The sequence below is a fragment of the Vibrio gazogenes genome (assembly GCF_023920225.1).
Taxonomy (GTDB): domain Bacteria; phylum Pseudomonadota; class Gammaproteobacteria; order Enterobacterales; family Vibrionaceae; genus Vibrio; species Vibrio gazogenes.
Map to the genome: position 1 here is coordinate 1,637,882 of NZ_CP092587.1, position 16,877 is coordinate 1,654,758.

At 43.9% G+C, this 16,877-nt stretch carries 12 protein-coding genes; 6 read left to right on the forward strand and 6 right to left on the reverse strand.

All coding sequences use genetic code 11. The features are described 5' to 3' along the window. Window positions 1-43 precede the first annotated feature (43 nt). The 4 genes from nhaA to nspC all read left to right on the forward strand — a co-directional run bounded on the left by nhaA (window position 44) and on the right by nspC (window position 7,215). The gene (gene nhaA / locus MKS89_RS07395) at window positions 44-1,219 is read left to right on the forward strand and encodes a Na+/H+ antiporter NhaA (protein WP_072957388.1); all 1,176 of its coding nucleotides are present in this window, start codon (window positions 44-46) and stop codon (window positions 1,217-1,219) included. 509 nt (window positions 1,220-1,728) lie between these two features. Then, window positions 1,729-4,617 (forward strand): pyridoxal phosphate-dependent class III aminotransferase, encoded by a 2,889-nt coding sequence (locus MKS89_RS07400; protein WP_072957394.1) that lies wholly within the window; start codon window positions 1,729-1,731, stop codon window positions 4,615-4,617. A gap of 16 nt (window positions 4,618-4,633) precedes the next feature. Continuing rightward, on the forward strand, window positions 4,634-5,878 hold the full coding sequence (locus MKS89_RS07405) for a carboxynorspermidine synthase (protein WP_072957397.1): 1,245 nt from the start codon (window positions 4,634-4,636) through the stop codon (window positions 5,876-5,878). A gap of 203 nt (window positions 5,879-6,081) precedes the next feature. Beyond that, on the forward strand, window positions 6,082-7,215 hold the full coding sequence (gene nspC, locus MKS89_RS07410; protein ID WP_072957399.1) for a carboxynorspermidine decarboxylase: 1,134 nt from the start codon (window positions 6,082-6,084) through the stop codon (window positions 7,213-7,215). 111 nt (window positions 7,216-7,326) lie between these two features. Here nspC and MKS89_RS07415 read toward each other — a convergent pair whose 3' ends face one another. Further along, the gene (locus MKS89_RS07415) at window positions 7,327-8,934 is read right to left on the reverse strand and encodes a methyl-accepting chemotaxis protein (protein WP_072957402.1); all 1,608 of its coding nucleotides are present in this window, start codon (window positions 8,932-8,934) and stop codon (window positions 7,327-7,329) included. A gap of 249 nt (window positions 8,935-9,183) precedes the next feature. Next, the gene (locus MKS89_RS07420; protein ID WP_072957405.1) at window positions 9,184-9,708 is read right to left on the reverse strand and encodes a glycine cleavage system transcriptional repressor; all 525 of its coding nucleotides are present in this window, start codon (window positions 9,706-9,708) and stop codon (window positions 9,184-9,186) included. Between the two features lie 291 nt (window positions 9,709-9,999). Between MKS89_RS07420 and MKS89_RS07425 the strand changes: the two genes are divergently transcribed. Both MKS89_RS07425 and MKS89_RS07430 read left to right on the forward strand, forming a co-directional pair. Further along, window positions 10,000-11,226, forward strand: coding sequence for a CinA family nicotinamide mononucleotide deamidase-related protein (locus tag MKS89_RS07425; RefSeq protein WP_072957407.1), 1,227 nt, complete (start codon window positions 10,000-10,002; stop codon window positions 11,224-11,226). Window positions 11,227-11,608: 382 nt separating this feature from the next. Continuing rightward, window positions 11,609-11,887 (forward strand): 30S ribosomal protein S6 modification protein, encoded by a 279-nt coding sequence (locus MKS89_RS07430; RefSeq protein ID WP_072957410.1) that lies wholly within the window; start codon window positions 11,609-11,611, stop codon window positions 11,885-11,887. 65 nt (window positions 11,888-11,952) lie between these two features. On the opposite strand, the gene yfaE is transcribed toward MKS89_RS07430, so the two are convergent. From yfaE to ubiG, 4 genes are all read right to left on the reverse strand, one after another. Continuing rightward, on the reverse strand, window positions 11,953-12,234 hold the full coding sequence (yfaE, locus tag MKS89_RS07435) for a class I ribonucleotide reductase maintenance protein YfaE (RefSeq protein WP_072957413.1): 282 nt from the start codon (window positions 12,232-12,234) through the stop codon (window positions 11,953-11,955). A 2-nt stretch (window positions 12,235-12,236) separates the two neighbouring features. After that, window positions 12,237-13,370, reverse strand: a complete 1,134-nt coding sequence (gene nrdB, locus MKS89_RS07440) for a class Ia ribonucleoside-diphosphate reductase subunit beta (protein WP_072957415.1) — start codon at window positions 13,368-13,370, stop codon at window positions 12,237-12,239. Window positions 13,371-13,456: 86 nt separating this feature from the next. Beyond that, entirely contained in the window at window positions 13,457-15,745 is a 2,289-nt protein-coding gene (gene nrdA, locus MKS89_RS07445) for a class 1a ribonucleoside-diphosphate reductase subunit alpha (protein ID WP_072957418.1), read from the reverse strand. Between the two features lie 422 nt (window positions 15,746-16,167). Then, window positions 16,168-16,875 carry a bifunctional 2-polyprenyl-6-hydroxyphenol methylase/3-demethylubiquinol 3-O-methyltransferase UbiG gene (gene ubiG, locus MKS89_RS07450; protein WP_072957420.1) on the reverse strand — a complete coding sequence of 236 codons (708 nt, stop codon included), beginning with the start codon at window positions 16,873-16,875 and terminating at the stop codon, window positions 16,168-16,170. Between the last annotated feature and the right edge of the window lie 2 nt (window positions 16,876-16,877).

Below are 16,877 nucleotides of genomic sequence, written 5' to 3' on the forward strand. Positions count from 1 at the left end.
TTATATGTATGTTTCAAAAATAGTTTGAATCAGGAGCCTTCGAATGACGCAAATGATCCGGAAATTCTTCAGCATGGAATCAAGCAGTGGGGTGATGCTGATATTCGCCTCTATTTTAGCAATGTGGGTTGCTAACTCGTCACTACAAGGGCTATATGAGGAAGTTTTACATATAAAGTTGGTCGGTTTATCACTGCGTCACTGGATAAACGATGGGTTAATGGCGATATTTTTTCTACTGATTGGATTGGAAGTTAAACGAGAACTGTTCATCGGTGCACTGAAGAAAAAAGAAACGGCGATGTTCCCTGCGATTGGTGCCGTTGGGGGAATGCTTGCACCTGCTTTAATTTATGCATTTTTCAACCAAGGTGATGCGTTGGCGATTCAAGGTTGGGCGATTCCTGCCGCAACGGATATTGCATTTGCTTTAGGAATTATGGCGTTATTGGGGAACCGGGTGCCGGCCAGTTTAAAAGTGTTTCTATTGGCACTGGCAATTATTGATGATTTAGGCGTCATTGTAATTATTGCACTGTTTTATAATAGTGATCTTTCAGCGTTGGCACTGTCTGTTGGTTTGGCAATGACGGCAATTCTGATTCTTATGAGCTATAAACGTGTCACCCATCTGACACCTTATCTGATCATTGGCGCAATTCTCTGGGTTGCGGTGTTGAAATCAGGTGTCCATGCGACTTTGGCTGGTGTTGTGCTTGGTTTCTCTATTCCGCTGCAAGGAAAAGATGCCCATTCATCTCCGTTAAAGCAATTGGAGCACTGGCTACATCCATATGTGTCCTTCATTATTTTACCTATTTTTGCGTTTGCCAATGCAGGGATTCCGATGGATGCAATTTCCAAAGAGGTATTGGCTAATCCTGTTCCAGTAGGTGTTGCGTTAGGGCTCTTGCTTGGTAAACCGCTCGGGGTGTTTAGCTTCTGTTATGGCGCACTGAAATTGGGGGTTGCCAAACTGCCGTACGGGGTACAACTCAAACAGATATTTGCAGTATCCGTGCTGTGTGGTATCGGTTTTACCATGTCAATCTTTATCTCTTCACTGGCGTTCGGTGAAGTTGCAGAATCACTAGATACTTACGCAAGGTTGGGAATCTTACTCGGGTCAACGGTTGCTGCAATCCTCGGATATATTCTATTGCGGCTTACTTTGCCAGCGAAAAACACAGAAAAAGTCACCGTTTCGGATAGACATTAAGTTAAGAATAATAATGAAATACGAGGGCTTTGCTCTCGTATTTTTTTGGAGAGTTGTTCAGAGAAAATAATTGCAAGTCGTGTCCGATTTATGTTAGATTTCGCGACAATCTCGGAGTGAGTAGCACTTTCTGGGGGATACGCGTAGTGAACATTCAGGCTGATTGTGTCATTACGTAGGGTAGGTATCAGCAAGTCCTTTTGTTGATAGACGGGATACTCTAGTCGTGGGAGCGGCATCAAAATGGGAAACCCAACATTGAAACCATATATATTATCTTCATTAATCAGCTTTGTTCTTCCTCAATGCCCTGTCCAGCAGGACAGTAGCATTACTGAACCTTGATACCCAGCAATCGCTGATTTTCCACTTTATTTATTGTGTCTCCAAACACGTCTGTCGTATATATCCGATTGTCCAGATGATGTAAGAGGCCGGTTGCTATTACCCATTCTTATTATTGATATATTTATTTCTTAAAGATGGGCGTTTTTCCTGAGGAGGTGCAGATGAGTACTGCCTTTGAAGTCAATCAAAATATTTCACCTATTTTTTCATCACAAGTACCTGACGTAAAAGGCGTTTATGATTTAACACCGGATCAGGTTCTTTTAGATCAAGAGAAGTACGAATCTGAAGTTCGTTCGTATCCCCGGCGTTTGCCTATTGCGATCAAACAAGCCTATGGCCTGCTGGTTGAAGATACGCGCGGTCAGGTTTTTCTCGACTGTCTTGCCGGTGCCGGAACTTTGGTGCTTGGATATAATCATCCAGAAATCAATCAGGCATTAAAAGAGCAGTTAGATACCGGACTGCCTTACCAAACGCTGGATATGACCACACCAGCGAAAGATCATTTCATTAAGCAAGTTCGGGCATTCCTCCCTGAAGAGCTTGGCGCAAACTGTGCGATTCAGTTCTGTGGCCCTTCCGGTGCCGATGCCGTAGAAGCTGCGATTAAACTCGCCAAACAAACGACAGGCCGTAATACCATGTTTGCCTTCCGTGGTGCGTACCATGGTATGACCAACGGGACGATGGGGATGATGGGTAATTTGAATACCAAAGCCCGTCGGACCGGTTTGATGTCTGATGTCCATTTTATGCCGTTTCCCTATCACATCCGCTGTCCATTCGGTCTTGGTGGTGAAGAGGGCGCGCGCGCCGGTATTCGTTACATTGAGCGTCTATTGGGTGATGATGAAGCTGGCATCATGAAACCGGCGGGGATCATTGTCGAACCCGTTCAAGGGGAAGGGGGTGTCGTTCCTGCGCCTGCATTCTGGCTTCGTGAACTTCGTCGTATTTGTGATGAGCACGGTATCCTACTGATTTTTGATGAAGTGCAGTGTGGTGTCGGTAAAACCGGCTACAACTTTGCATTTGAAGAAGCCGGTATTATTCCTGATATTCTCTGTCTGTCCAAAGCGATTGGCGGTGGCTTGCCAATGTCGCTGCTCGTCTTTAAAAAAGAAGTCGACACATGGCGTGCCGGTGAGCATACCGGGACATTCCGTGGTAACCAGTTGGCAATGGTCTCCGGTGCGAAAGCGCTTGAAATCATTCAGCGTGATAACTTAGTCGAGCATGCCAATATTGCTGGCCAATATCTACGGATGGGGCTGGAGAAAATTCAAAGCCGTGTGAACTGTATTGCAGACGTTCGCGGTAAAGGATTGATGCTGGGCGTCGAAATCAAGGATCCGCAAGGCGGCCTGAATAAATTCGGTGAACCACAAGCCGATGGTGAGCTGACACTCAGAATTCAACGCGCGGCTTTAGAAAGAGGATTGATGGTTGAAAAAGGCGGCCGTGAAGGCGCTGTGATTCGTTTCTTGCCACCGATTATTATTACTTTCGAACAAATTGATTTTGCACTGCGTGTATTAGAAGAAGCGATCTTAGTTGCCGGTGGCGGTGAGAAGTTACCTGAGGCGTCTCATCAGGCTGAATGGAAGAAACATTTTATTCAGACCGGTGCTCAGGGAAGTGAGCAATTTGCCAAGGTTATGAATCATACCACGGCGGCAATGAAATCGATTTTTGAAGCGGTTCAGGCACCTTATTCCGGTGTGGATCCTGCTCAATTGGAGCAAGCGATTTATGCCGTCGATTTAGACCATAAAAATGCACTGCTGACCGATGTGATTTCTGATACGGCAAAACGAGTCGGTGCTAACTCAATCATTGTTCAGCATCCGAACTGTATTGCACATTTGCATACACCACCGCTGTTAGCTTCTGTTGCGGCAGAATCGATGATCGGCGCATTGAATCAGTCAATGGACTCTTGGGATCAGTCATCTGCGGCAACCTATGTTGAACAATGTGTGATTGATTGGTTGTGTACCAAGTTCCGGTTAGGCGATTCATCTGACGGTGTCTTTACCAGTGGTGGTACGCAAAGTAATCAAATGGGCTTGCAACTGGCACGTGATTGGATTGCTGACAAGCTAAGCGGACACTCGATTCAGAAACTGGGTTTGCCTGATTATGCCGACAAATTACGGATTATCTGTTCTGATAATGCGCATTTTACTGTGCAAAAGGCAGCCTCTTGGATGGGATTGGGTGAGAAAGCGGTATTGACGGTTGATTCTCTGCCAAATGGGACAATGGATGCCTCTAAACTTGCGGGTGTGATTGAGCAAGCGAAGGCTGAAGGTTTGATTCCGTTTGCAGTGGTTGGGACAGCCGGAACGACTGATCACGGTGCCATTGACGATTTAAGCATGATTGCGGATGTCGCTGAGCAACATAACTTATGGATGCATGTTGATAGTGCCTATGGCGGTGCGTTGATCCTGAGTCGTCATGCCGATCGTTTAAATGGTATTGAACGTGCCCGTTCGATTACGGTTGATTTTCATAAATTGTTTTATCAAACAATTAGTTGTGGTGCATTTTTGGTCAATAACAAAGCAGATTTGAAATATCTGTTGCATCATGCTGACTATCTGAACAGAGAACACGACACATTGCCGAATTTGGTTGATAAATCACTGTCAACGACCCGACGTTTCGATGCGTTAAAAGTCTACATGACCATGCAAAGTGTCGGACCGGTTGCGCTGGGAGAAATGTACGACCATTTAATCCAGCAGACACAGCAGGTCGCGCAGTTGATTGATGATGCTCCGGGATGTGAATTGCTATCTCAGCCATCATTATCTACGGTTTTATTCCGTGCGGTGCATCCTGCGGCCACTGATCTCGATGCATTGAATCAGCAGGTGCGTCTTGAAGCGTTAACTCGTGGTGTCGCTGTACTTGGTGAAACGGTAGTGGACGGTCAAACCGCTTTGAAACTGACCATTTTGAACCCGTGTTTAGACATCAACGATTTCGAATCGTTAATGGAGAAGATCACACAGTTAACTCATGAATTAGTCGGATAATTAAGGTAATAGGACAATGTCAATTTTACAAATTGGAGCAGGAGGTGTTGGTTGGGTTGTTGCGCATAAGGCAGCTCAGAACAACGATATTCTAGGTGATATTACGATTGCATCTCGGACAATCGCAAAGTGCGAAAAGATTATTGAGTCGGTACGTCGTAAAGGAAACCTGAAAAACGCGCAAAAGAAGTTAGAAGCTCGTGAAGTGAACGCAGACGACATTGACGCGTTAGTTGCGTTGATTCATGAGGTTCAGCCTGATTTAGTGATCAATGTTGGCCCTCCATGGGTCAATATCCATATCATGGAAGCCTGTTATCGGGCGAAAGTGTCCTATTTGGATACGTCGGTTGCTGTTGATCTCTGCTCTGAAGGTCAGCAGGTGCCAGAAGCCTACGATTGGCAATGGGGATACCGTGACAAGTTCAAAGAAGCCGGTATCACCGGTATTCTCGGTGCTGGTTTTGATCCTGGCGTGGTCAGTATATTTGCAGCCTATGCTGTGAAACATCTTTTCGATGACATTGATAGTATTGACGTCATGGATGTTAATGCAGGCGATCACGGCAAGAAATTTGCGACGAATTTTGATCCTGAAACCAATATGTTAGAAATTCAGGGCGATTCATTTTTCTGGGATGACAACGAGTGGAAGCAGGTCGGTTGCCATACTCGGATGCATGAATTCGATTTTCCGGTGGTCGGTAAACATAAAGTTTACTCAATGGCTCACGATGAAGTACGTTCCATGAAAGAATTCATTCCGGCAAAACGTATCGAATTTTGGATGGGATTTGGTGATCGTTATCTGAATTACTTTAATGTGATGCGTGATATCGGTCTATTAAGCCCTGATCCGGTGACCTTACCTGATGGCCGCGAAGTTCAGCCTCTGCATGTCCTCAAAGCATTATTACCGGATCCGACTTCTTTGGCTCCGGGGTATACCGGGAAAACCTGTATCGGGACTTGGGTTCAAGGGCAAAAAGACGGAAAAGCGCGCAGTGTTTTCTTATATAACATCGCGGATCATGAAGTCGCTTATCATGATGTTGAGCATCAGGCGATTTCTTATACGACAGGTGTGCCTGCCATTACAGCAGCAATTCAGTTCTTCCGTAAGCAGTGGGCTGAGCCCGGTGTTTTCAATATGGAACAGTTGGATCCGGATCCATTCCTCGAGACCATGCCAAGTATTGGTTTGGATTGGGATATGCAGGAACTTGATGTTGGCCAGCCGGATATCCAAATTCTGAAATAATTGATATGTCGTTCGTCGAGCTGACGATAATGACACATATGAAGCAGCCGTAGCATGTGATGTTATGGCTGTTTTTTAACCTATCCCGTACTGGATGTGGTTCTCAATGAATGCTGCGTGGTGTTATTGATGCGACGAAGCCATGATGAGAGATGAACGTTCACATCCGTACAGGGGAAACATGATCAATCGGTAAATGAGTCATGCAAAAAAGTGAATTGAAAACACCTTATTTTATGATTGATGAATCTAAATTGATTCACAATCTTGAAATTGCCAAACAACTTAAAGATATTTCCGGTGTGAAATTAGTGCTTGCTCTCAAGTGTTTTTCCACATGGGGTGTGTTTGATATTATCAAACCGTATCTGGATGGTACGACAAGCTCAGGACCTTACGAAGTCAAGCTGGGTCATGAGACATTTGGTGGTGAGACGCATGCTTATAGCGTTGGTTATAGTGAAGATGATGTCAAAGCAGTCGCAGGTATCTGCGATAAAATGATTTTTAATTCACAGTCTCAATTAGCAGCGTATCGTCATCTGGTTGAAGGAAAAGCATCGTTAGGGCTACGTTTGAATCCCGGCGTGAGTTATGCAGGTCAAGATTTAGCGAATCCGGCTCGCCAGTTCTCTCGGTTAGGCGTTCAGGCCGATCATCTTGATCCGAGCGTGTTTGAATCTATCGATGGTGTGATGTTCCACATGAACTGTGAGAATAAAGATGTTGATGCATTCATCCGTCTTTTAGATGCGATTTCAACACAGTTTGGTGCTTATCTGGATCAACTCGATTGGGTTAGCCTTGGTGGCGGCGTATTTTTTACCTGGCCGGGCTATGATGTTGAAAAACTCGGAATGGCTTTAAAAGCATTTGCTGAGAAGCATCATGTCCAGTTATATCTTGAGCCGGGAGAAGCCATCATTACGCGTACAACCGATCTGGTGGTGTCCGTGGTGGATATTGTTGAGAATGAAATCAAAACAGCGATTGTTGACTCTGCAACAGAAGCGCATCGCTTGGATACTTTGATCTACAATGAGCCCGCTTCAGTGTACGAGAGCACTCAGAATGGCGAACATGAATATGTGATCGGGTCTTGTTCATGTTTGGCTGGCGACCAATTTTGTATCGCAAAATTCGACCAACCGCTTGAGATTGGTCAAAAACTCCATTTAATGGATAGTGCCGGGTATACCATGGTGAAACTCAACTGGTTTAATGGGTTGCGGATGCCTTCAGTCTATTGCGAACGTCTCAATGGGGAAGTCCAAAAACTCAATGAGTTTGATTACGCTGATTTTAAACGTTCACTATCTCAGTGGTCTGTGCAATAAATAGATCAGAAGAATAAAATATTCGATGACATAAAAAATCCCCCAACGATTGCATATCAATCATTGGGGGATTTTTGCTTTATTGCTTGTTTAATGGCCTCTCGCAAGAGACTACAGTTTAAATATCATCAGTTTGTCATCTAATTGTTGAGACATGCTGGCTAACCGTTCACTTTCTTTGGCAAGCGTTGTTGCTGATTCCGACATTTCCTGAGCCGAATCATTAATACCAGAAATATTGCGGTTCATCTCTTCTGCAACAGCGCTTTGTTCTTCTGCAGCCGTCGCAATTTGTGCTGACTTATCACTGATGTGCTGAATATGAGTGACAATCAATTTTAAGTCGCCACCGGAACCTTCCGCACGCTGAACACTATTGTAAGCCAGCTCTTGACTCTTCTGCATGGCATCAGCGGTACCGACTGCCAACTGTTGTAGCCGATTAATGGTACTCTGAATTTCTTCTGTAGACTGATTGGTACGACTGGCCAGATTACGGACTTCATCAGCTACGACCGCGAATCCACGTCCTTGTTCTCCAGCACGGGCTGCTTCTATCGCGGCATTCAGCGCCAGTAAGTTGGTTTGCTCGGAAATACCGCTAATCACAGAAGTCACTTCACTGATTTCCATGACGCCTTCTTTGAGTTTATTGACCCGATCAGAAGCGACCTCCAGTTCTTGAGACAGGGCCTTGATACTCTCAACACTCGATGATACATCCTGATCGCCCAGTCCGGCCTCTTGACTTGCCTCTGCTGTGTCCTTGGCGGTTGATTCTGCGTGGTTGGCAACATCTGCGACGGTTGCACTCATTTCATTCATTGCTGTTGCGATTTGAGTGAGCTGATCTTTCTGAGAACTAACGGCTTGACTGGTATCTTCAGCGGACGAGGCAATTCGATTAGCCGCTTCAGACAGTTGTTTGGCTGATTTGACTGATTCATATAAAGCGGTCCGAATGGAGCTGATAGTCTCATTTATACGTTGGGCAAGAATACCTATTTCATCCTTGCCGTTAATAGGGATCTCAACCGTCATATCGCCATTAACAATATGATACATCGTATTTTTAATCGTTTCTAACGGAACTATAATTGCCCGGGAAATCACGATGCCGAGTAAAATCATACCTGCAACAATAAGGAGTGTTGATAATCCCATTTTGAGTAATAATGAATTCATTTCATGATCAATATCAGTGACGAGCATTCCTGAGCCGATAATCCAACCCCAAGGCTTATAACTATTGAGATAGGAAAGCTTATCGGTTAACTCGCCATTTACATCTGCGAAGCGGTAAAGAACCATACCACCGCCTTGCTTCTGACCTGCCTCGACAAATTCAAACCAGCGTTTATCTTCAGGGTCATTGGTTTGTCCCATTTGTTTACCGTCTAATTCTGGTTTTATCGGATGGACGATAACATACCGTGATTTATTTAACGTGAATAAATAATTACCCCCGTCAAAGCGAATTGTATTCAGTAATATTTTTGCTTGTTTTTGTGCTTCTTCTTTAGGAAGGGTTCGATCAAGATAAGCGATTTGAGAAATGGCTGATTCAATGACAGCAGAAAGACGTTGTTTTTTCTCATTGAGTAAGTTCCTCTCTAATGTTTGATTGGCAATTACGAGTAATATAACAAAACCGACAATAGCAACGAACACTAGACAGGCTAGTTTTCGGCTGACTTTCATATTTCTTAGCATTGACATGACGTTTACCTCGAAGCATCTAAAAGATACTTGTGTATTATTATTTCAACAATTTCGTCCACTATTATATTTTATAATGGTCCATACAACTATGTCCGCAATAATAAGCAGTTGTTTTGCTGATTAGATCATAGAAATATGTAATTGACAATGTTATTTTTTGCGACTCAGTTGTCATTTTTAGAATACAATAATAAGTGTTTTCATATATTTATGGTGTTACTTCAAATTTTATGTTGTTGCCTAAAATTAATATATTGATGAACTATCAATCAGAACTTTCGTATCTTCACTGAGAGATTCCAGCTCACTGATAATATCATCGATTAATAATGTCTCGGGTAAACGAAGGGAGATATGTGCCGTAAATAAACTTGAGTTGACACCACAACTGTCAGAAATAAATATACGCTGACAATTCATGTCTAACACTCTGATTCTCTGACTATCGAGCAGGTGAGTAATATCATTCACAATACCGGCTCTATCATTCGCGTCTATTCGCAAATTATATTCTTTTTTTTGTTCGGTATCGTGCGGCTCGCAATCGGTAATCATCGTTGATAAGTTTGGTTGTGACAGAAAAGCGTCTTTGATATACATTGCAGTCTCTTCGGGAGCGGATATTTTGATCAATGCTGCGACGCGGTTTTCTAAATAGTTGATCTTACTCGTTATCCATTGTCCTCCATTTTCATGGGTAATTGCAGCGAGATGATGGATATCCGCTGGTGCAGCATCACCGATGAAGCTGACAATAAATAGGTGATTCATCCGGTTTCTCCTTACCAAGTTTACTGGCTGATACTATTATCTTAGGCTGAGGCGGCATGATTAGCTGAATGTTTTACAATTTTGTTAATTAGATCGGATCTTTTGTCCGAGGGAGACAGAATGAGCGGTCGAACGGCTATCAGGTTGAAATCAAAGTAAATGGGGCGGAGAATAACAAGTCTTTTTCTATCGTGTATTGTATGATGTAACAAAGTTAGTTTCTGGGCTAGGGAATAAGGGAAGCACCTCTTTCGTACCTAGGGGATTTAGACTGAATAAAAGGTTTTAGTTATGCTAAAAGTTGCAATGCTTAGTACTGGTGAAGAAGTACTCCATGGTGATATTCAGGATACGAATGCAACATGGTTGTCCAGCCTTTTTTTTGAACAAGGCTATCCACTGACAAAGCGTTCAACCGCTGGCGATAACCGTCAGATGTTGCGTGATGAAATTTTGATGCTGGCTTTAAATTCAGACATTTTGATTGTTAATGGTGGTTTGGGACCAACCAGCGACGATCTGTCTGCCGAAGTTGCAGCAGAAGCGGCTGAGCAGCAGTTGGTGTTATTTCCTGACTGGCTTGAAACGATGAAAGCTCGTTTCGTTCAGCGTAATTTGGTCATGTCTGACAGTAATATCAAGCAAGCAATGTTACCGGAACATGCAACAATCTTGGATAACCCCATAGGAACCGCTTGTGGGTTTAGAGTGGAAATTCATGATTGTCTTTGTTATTTCACCCCCGGAGTCCCATCTGAGTTTCAAAAAATGATCAGTGAGCAAGTGCTGCCGGATTTAAAGCGACAATTTCCGGATTCCTCCGATTTGGTTTGTCATCGTTTATACACATTGGGGTCGTCCGAGTCTGTTTTAGAAGATTTACTCCATCAGGTTGAACTGCCCGACGAATATCTACTGGGTTTTCGTGCTTACCTTCCTTTTATTGAAGTTAAATTGTTCGGGCCTGCAGGGCAGGACAATGAAATGTATCGTCTAATGGAAGAAATTTTTACCCATGTGTCCGAATGGACCGTCAGCATTGATCAGCCGATGCTTGCTCAGCTTTCACAAGTGATGTACGACAGCGGAAAAACACTGGCGGTTGCTGAACAGTCAACACGAGGCTGGCTGGTGGATTGGTTGTTTAGTGATGATACGATCTTTGAGCAATGTGGGAGTAGTTGGGTGTTGAGTCCGAAAGTCTCTGAGAAGATGTCTGCTCAGGATCCGGTTTCTGCCGTATTGGCACTCGCCAGTGCGACTAAAGAGAAAAGTGAGACGGAACTCGCTCTCGTGACGGGGGAGTTTCGCAAAGATGGTTTCACACTGGCGTTATCGGCTTCTGAAGGGGAGTGGGCACAGCAGTTGAAATTCAAACGGGATTATCGCGCTGATGAGCGAAAAATTCTGATCGGTACGATTGCTGCAGACATGTTGTTGCGTTACTTATCCTCAAAACCAGTCTTTGGCAAGTACTCATCGACCCTGTCAGAGAAACAGATTTATATACCCAAGTAACCTCAAGATGCAGGATTCAGAGTGTCTTCAATCGGTGTCATTCAAGGAAAATGTCGGCAGGAATGGCCTTCCCATTTCAATGGCATGTATATTCCGGCAACATCCTTATAAATCAATTTATTAGATTCAGGTATGTCGTTTTTCTCCGGTGTATTTCCCCCTCATATTATGTGAGTCATCACATTTGATAGGGGGGTAATACTTTGAATTACCACCTTATAATTTCAAAGAAAATCTGATTATTCTTTATGCGTAAATTGTCTAATGTTTAATCCGATGATTTCTTAAGTGTTTCCTCATTTCCTCAAAAATGGCTATACCCAAGTGTGTCTTATCCACGCTAAACTGAAATCTCGTAAAACGGATACGGCAGGAGGCTGGCATGCAGAGTCATTCAAAGATTCTTGTTTGGTACAAAGTTGCAAGTCAACAAGTTGTTTTGGGAGAGGCATATCAGGATATGAGTGATAGACTGGTTTCGCTTTGGTTAGATACACCGACGGAAAACGACTTGATGAGTGACTTGGGCTATCATATTTCACTATTTGGAGATGATGGACGTAAGATTGCTGATAAAGCAATTTCAATGTTAACCGCTGATCAGTTATTGGGAAAAGCACAACGGCTCGCCGAAACCGGAAAAACTGAGGCCCGACTATAGCGACTAGAAATCAGCCATAGCCGTGTGATAAACATCAGATGAATTGTTGACTTGATGGTAATCGGCTAGGCTCGTTTCACTTCATGCTCGTAATGAACATCTTGAAGTTCTATCGGTTGACTACCTGCCCGGCAAATACAAGGTAAGACCTCATCAGACTGGGTATACGCGAGCGCAAACCCCACATACTCAACTTCCCCTGCAGATAACTTACATCGACAGGCACCACAGTGCCCGTCTCTGCAATTATATTCAACATTCAGCCCAGCGTTTTCCATGGCTTCAAGTAATGTCTCGGAGCCATTGGATTCGATTGTGAGCGTCTGATTGATTTTGATGGTTGGCATAATTACAGCTCAAAGCCTTCAAAGTCATCAAGGTTCACTTGATTATCAATTTGGCCGACCAGATACGAGCTGATCTCTGCTTCCTGAGGGGCAACCTGAACATTGTCTGAGGATAACCAAGCATTGATCCAAGGAATCGGGTTGTTGACTGCTTCCGGATAAGCCACGTCCAGCCCGACAGCCTGCATCCGGATATTGGTTATATACTCGACATATTGACAGAGGATATCTTTGTTCAAACCAATCATTGAGCCATCTTTGAACAGATATTCTGCCCACTCTTTCTCTTGCTCGGCTGCGGTCTTAAATAGGTCGAAACATTCTTGTCTACACTCTTCTGCGATCTGAATGAACGAAAAGTCATCCTGACCATTGCGCAGGAGATTCAGCATATGCTGTGTGCCGGTCAGATGCAGTGCTTCATCACGAGCAATCAGTTTGATAATTTTGGCATTTCCTTCCATGAGCTCTCGCTCAGCAAAGGCAAAAGAGCAGGCAAAGCTGACGTAAAAACGAATGGCTTCAAGTGCGTTGACTGACATTAGGCACAAATAGAGTTTTTTCTTTAACTCATGAAGGCTGACAACGACAGTCTGATGATTGATCTCATGCTTGCCTTCACCATAACGGTGATAGTCGTTAGTCAGTTTGATCAGTTCATCATAATAATGGGCAATATCACCGGCTCGTTTAATAATGTGTTCATTTTCAACAATATCATCGAAAACGGTAGCGGGATCATTGACGATATTACGAATAATATGTGTGTATGACCGAGAGTGAATGGTTTCAGAGAAAGACCAGGTCTCAATCCATGTTTCCAATTCAGGCAGTGACACTAAAGGAAGCAGTGCCACGTTTGGACTACGCCCCTGAATAGAATCGAGCAGCGTCTGGTATTTCAGATTAGAGATGAAAATATGCTTTTCATGCTCGGGCAGATTATTGTAGTTGATTCGATCTGTCGAGACATCGACTTCTTCGGGACGCCAGAAGAAAGAAAGCTGTTTCTCGATTAATTTTTCGAAGATCTCATATTTTTGTTGGTCATAACGTGCCACGTTCACTGGTTGACCAAGAAACATCGGTTCTTTGAGCTGGTTGTTCTTTTTTTGTGTAAAAGTGCTGTAAGCCATAGTTGCCTCAATCTGTTTCACCCTCTCATTGAGAGAGGGTGTAAAACTGGTATATGTTGACAGAGAAAAATTCGATACGGTATACGTTAAATCTTACAAGCGCCACCGGCACAATCATCGTCTTCGACAACTGATGAAGTGACATCCTTCTGATCGTCTTTCGCGCCATCTCTTGTATTGTGATAATACAGGGTTTTCACACCAAATTTATAAGCAGTCAGTAGATCCTGAAGCAGTTGCTTCATTGGCACTCTGCCACTCTCGTAACGCGTCGGATCATAGTTTGTATTTGCAGAAATCGATTGGTCGATAAATTTTTGCATGATACTTACAAGATGTAGATAACCTTCATTTGAACCGATATCCCACAAGAGCTCGTAGTTAGATTTCAACTCAGTAAACTCAGGAACGACCTGTTTCAAAATACCGTCTTTGGACGCTTTTACTGAGATATAACCGCGTGGTGGTTCAATCCCATTGGTCGCATTTGAAATTTGAGACGATGTTTCTGAAGGCATCAGTGCTGTCAACGTTGAGTTTCTCAAACCATATTCCATGATATCGTCACGAAGCTGATCCCAATCATAATGCAGTGGTTCAGCACAAAGTTGATCGATGTCCTTTTTATAGGTATCAATCGGCATGAGGCCTTTCGCATAGTTGGTTTCATTGAAAGCAGGGCAGCGACCTTGCTCTTTTGCCAAATTCATCGATGCTTTGAGCAAATGATATTGCATGGCTTCAAAAGTTCGGTGAGTGAGGTCATTGGCACTACCATCAGAATATTTGACGCCATGTTTTGCCAGATAATAGGCATAGTTGATGACACCAACACCCAGCGTCCGGCGATTCATAGTTGCTTTACGCGCTGCGGGGAGTGGGTAATCTTGATAGTCAAGCAGGGCATCCAGTGCGCGGACAACAAGATCAGAGAGACCTTCAAAGTCATCTAAAGACTGAATCGCACCAAGGTTGAAGGCAGACAGCGTACACAGTGCAATTTCGCCTTCTTCATCTTCAACATTGTTCAATGGTTTGGTTGGTAACGCAATTTCAAGGCACAGATTCGATTGGCGAACCGGAGCAACGCTGGCATCAAATGGACTATGTGTATTGCAGTGATCAACGTTTTGGATATAGATCCGTCCAGTGGAAGCTCGTTCTTGCATCAGCAGGGTAAAGAGTTCAACCGCTTTCACGGTTTCTCGCTTGATCGAGGCGTCATTTTCATACTGAGTATACAAACGCTCAAACTCAGCCTGATCTTGGAAGAAAGCGTCGTAGAGCCCCGGTACATCAGAAGGGGAGAACAAAGAAAGATTGCCGCCCTGGACCAGACGTGTATACATTAACTTGTTGAGCTGAACGCCGTAGTCCATATGGCGGACTCGGTTTTCTTCAACACCACGGTTATTTTTAAGGACCAGCAGTGACTGTGCTTCGCGATGCCACAGAGGATAAAAGACTGTAGCAGCCCCCCCCCGAACGCCGCCTTGAGAGCAACATTTTACAGCGGTTTGGAAATATTTATAGAAAGGGATACAACCGGTGTGAAATGCTTCTCCGCCACGGATTTCAGAACCCAGCGCACGAATGCGACCAGCATTGATACCAATGCCGGCACGTTGCGACACGTAACGAACGATAGAACTCGATGTTGCATTGATTGAGTCGAGGCTGTCACCACACTCAATCAAGACACAGGAGCTGAATTGACGTGTCGGGGTACGGACACCGGACATAATCGGCGTTGGTAACGAGATCTGAAATTTTGACGTCGCGTCGTAGAAACGTTTGACATAGCTCAGCCGTGTTTCCTGAGGATATTTGGCAAACAGGCAGGCTGCGACCAGAATGTACAAGAATTGAGCACTTTCATAGATTTGTCCGGTCACACGGTTTTGAACGAAATACTTACCTTCCAACTGCTTGACGGCAGCATAAGAGAAGTTCAGATCGCGGCGATGATCGATATAGTTGCCCAGTTCGATCCACTCTTCCTGCGTATAATCTTCGATGAGATGACGGTCGTATTTGCCCATCTCAACCAGTTTTGTTACGTGATCGAATAATGTCGGCGGCTCATATTGACCATATGCTTTTTTCCTCAGATGGAATACAGCAAGCCTGGCGGCAAGATATTGATAATCTGGCGAATCTTCGGAAATTAGATCGGCTGCGGATTTAATCAGTGTTTCGTGAATGTCGGAAGTGGTGATGCCATCATAGAATTGGATATGGGCTCGGAGTTCAACTTGTGAAACCGATACATTTTGCAGCTCTTCTGCTGCCCATGCGATAACCCGATGGATCTTATCTAGATCGATTTGCTCTTTACGTCCATCGCGCTTCGTAACTGTGAGTTGTTGGTTCATTCTGCTTTATTTTCCTAACAAAACTGATAAGACCGATTATGAATTATTTGAGGTTTAGGGTCTTGCTTATCTGATACAAATAACATTATGCGTCAAACACAATATATAGGGTCTTCATGCCTTAAGGATTACAAGATAGTGCTATTGTGGGTTTATTTCAAGTTTGTCATCAGGGGACATCTTGTGGATAACCAGCGCATGAAATTTTTTTGTTAGTAGCTGCTTACTGAGAACCTGTGTTTACAAGAGATTGGCAAAAACAGGTGATATTTATTTGAGTGAAGTTCTACTAAAATGAAAAAAAAACCGCTTGATCTTTAGAGGCAAATGATCAGATCAAATGCCTGGTGTTAATTTCGTCAATATGTATGAAATTTGTGCACCAGCAAGCCGATGCACTGAATTTATATAAGGCCTAAACTCTATTCGGGCAGTGTTGTATGCACAATATAATTGACATCGACTCGATGCCCGAGACGATATGTGTGGGTGAAGGGATTGTAGTGTAGCCCCGTGATCCCTCGCTCTTGCAGCGGGGTCTGATCAATCATCCGCAATAACTCTGAAGGACGAATAAATCTCTCATGGTCATGTGTGCCTTCCGGTACAATCTTCAGTAATTTTTCTGCACCGACAATTGCAAATAGATAGGATTTCAAATTACGGTTCAGTGTTGAAAAGAATACATGTCCGCCAGGCTTAACCAGTCGGGCACATGACTGAATAATGGATTGAGGTTCCGGGACATGCTCGATCATTTCCATACATGTGACCACATCATAAGCGGCTGGATGACGTTGGGCGTGTTCTTCAATGGTTGTCTGGACATAATCAATTTGTAAATGACTTTCCAATGCATGGAGTCGTGCAACTTCCAGCGGCTCTTTTCCCATGTCGAGTCCTGTGACCGTCGCACCTTCGCGCGCGATACTCTCGGTGAGGATGCCACCACCGCATCCGACATCCAGTACTTGTTTACCGAACAGTCCATTGGCTTGTTGCAAGACATAATCTAGGCGAAGTGGGTTGATTTGATGTAGTGGTTTAAACTCTCCTTCCAGATCCCACCATCGGGAAGCTATGTCTTCAAACTTTTGAATTTCTTTCGGGTCCACATTCTGTGTTGTCATTT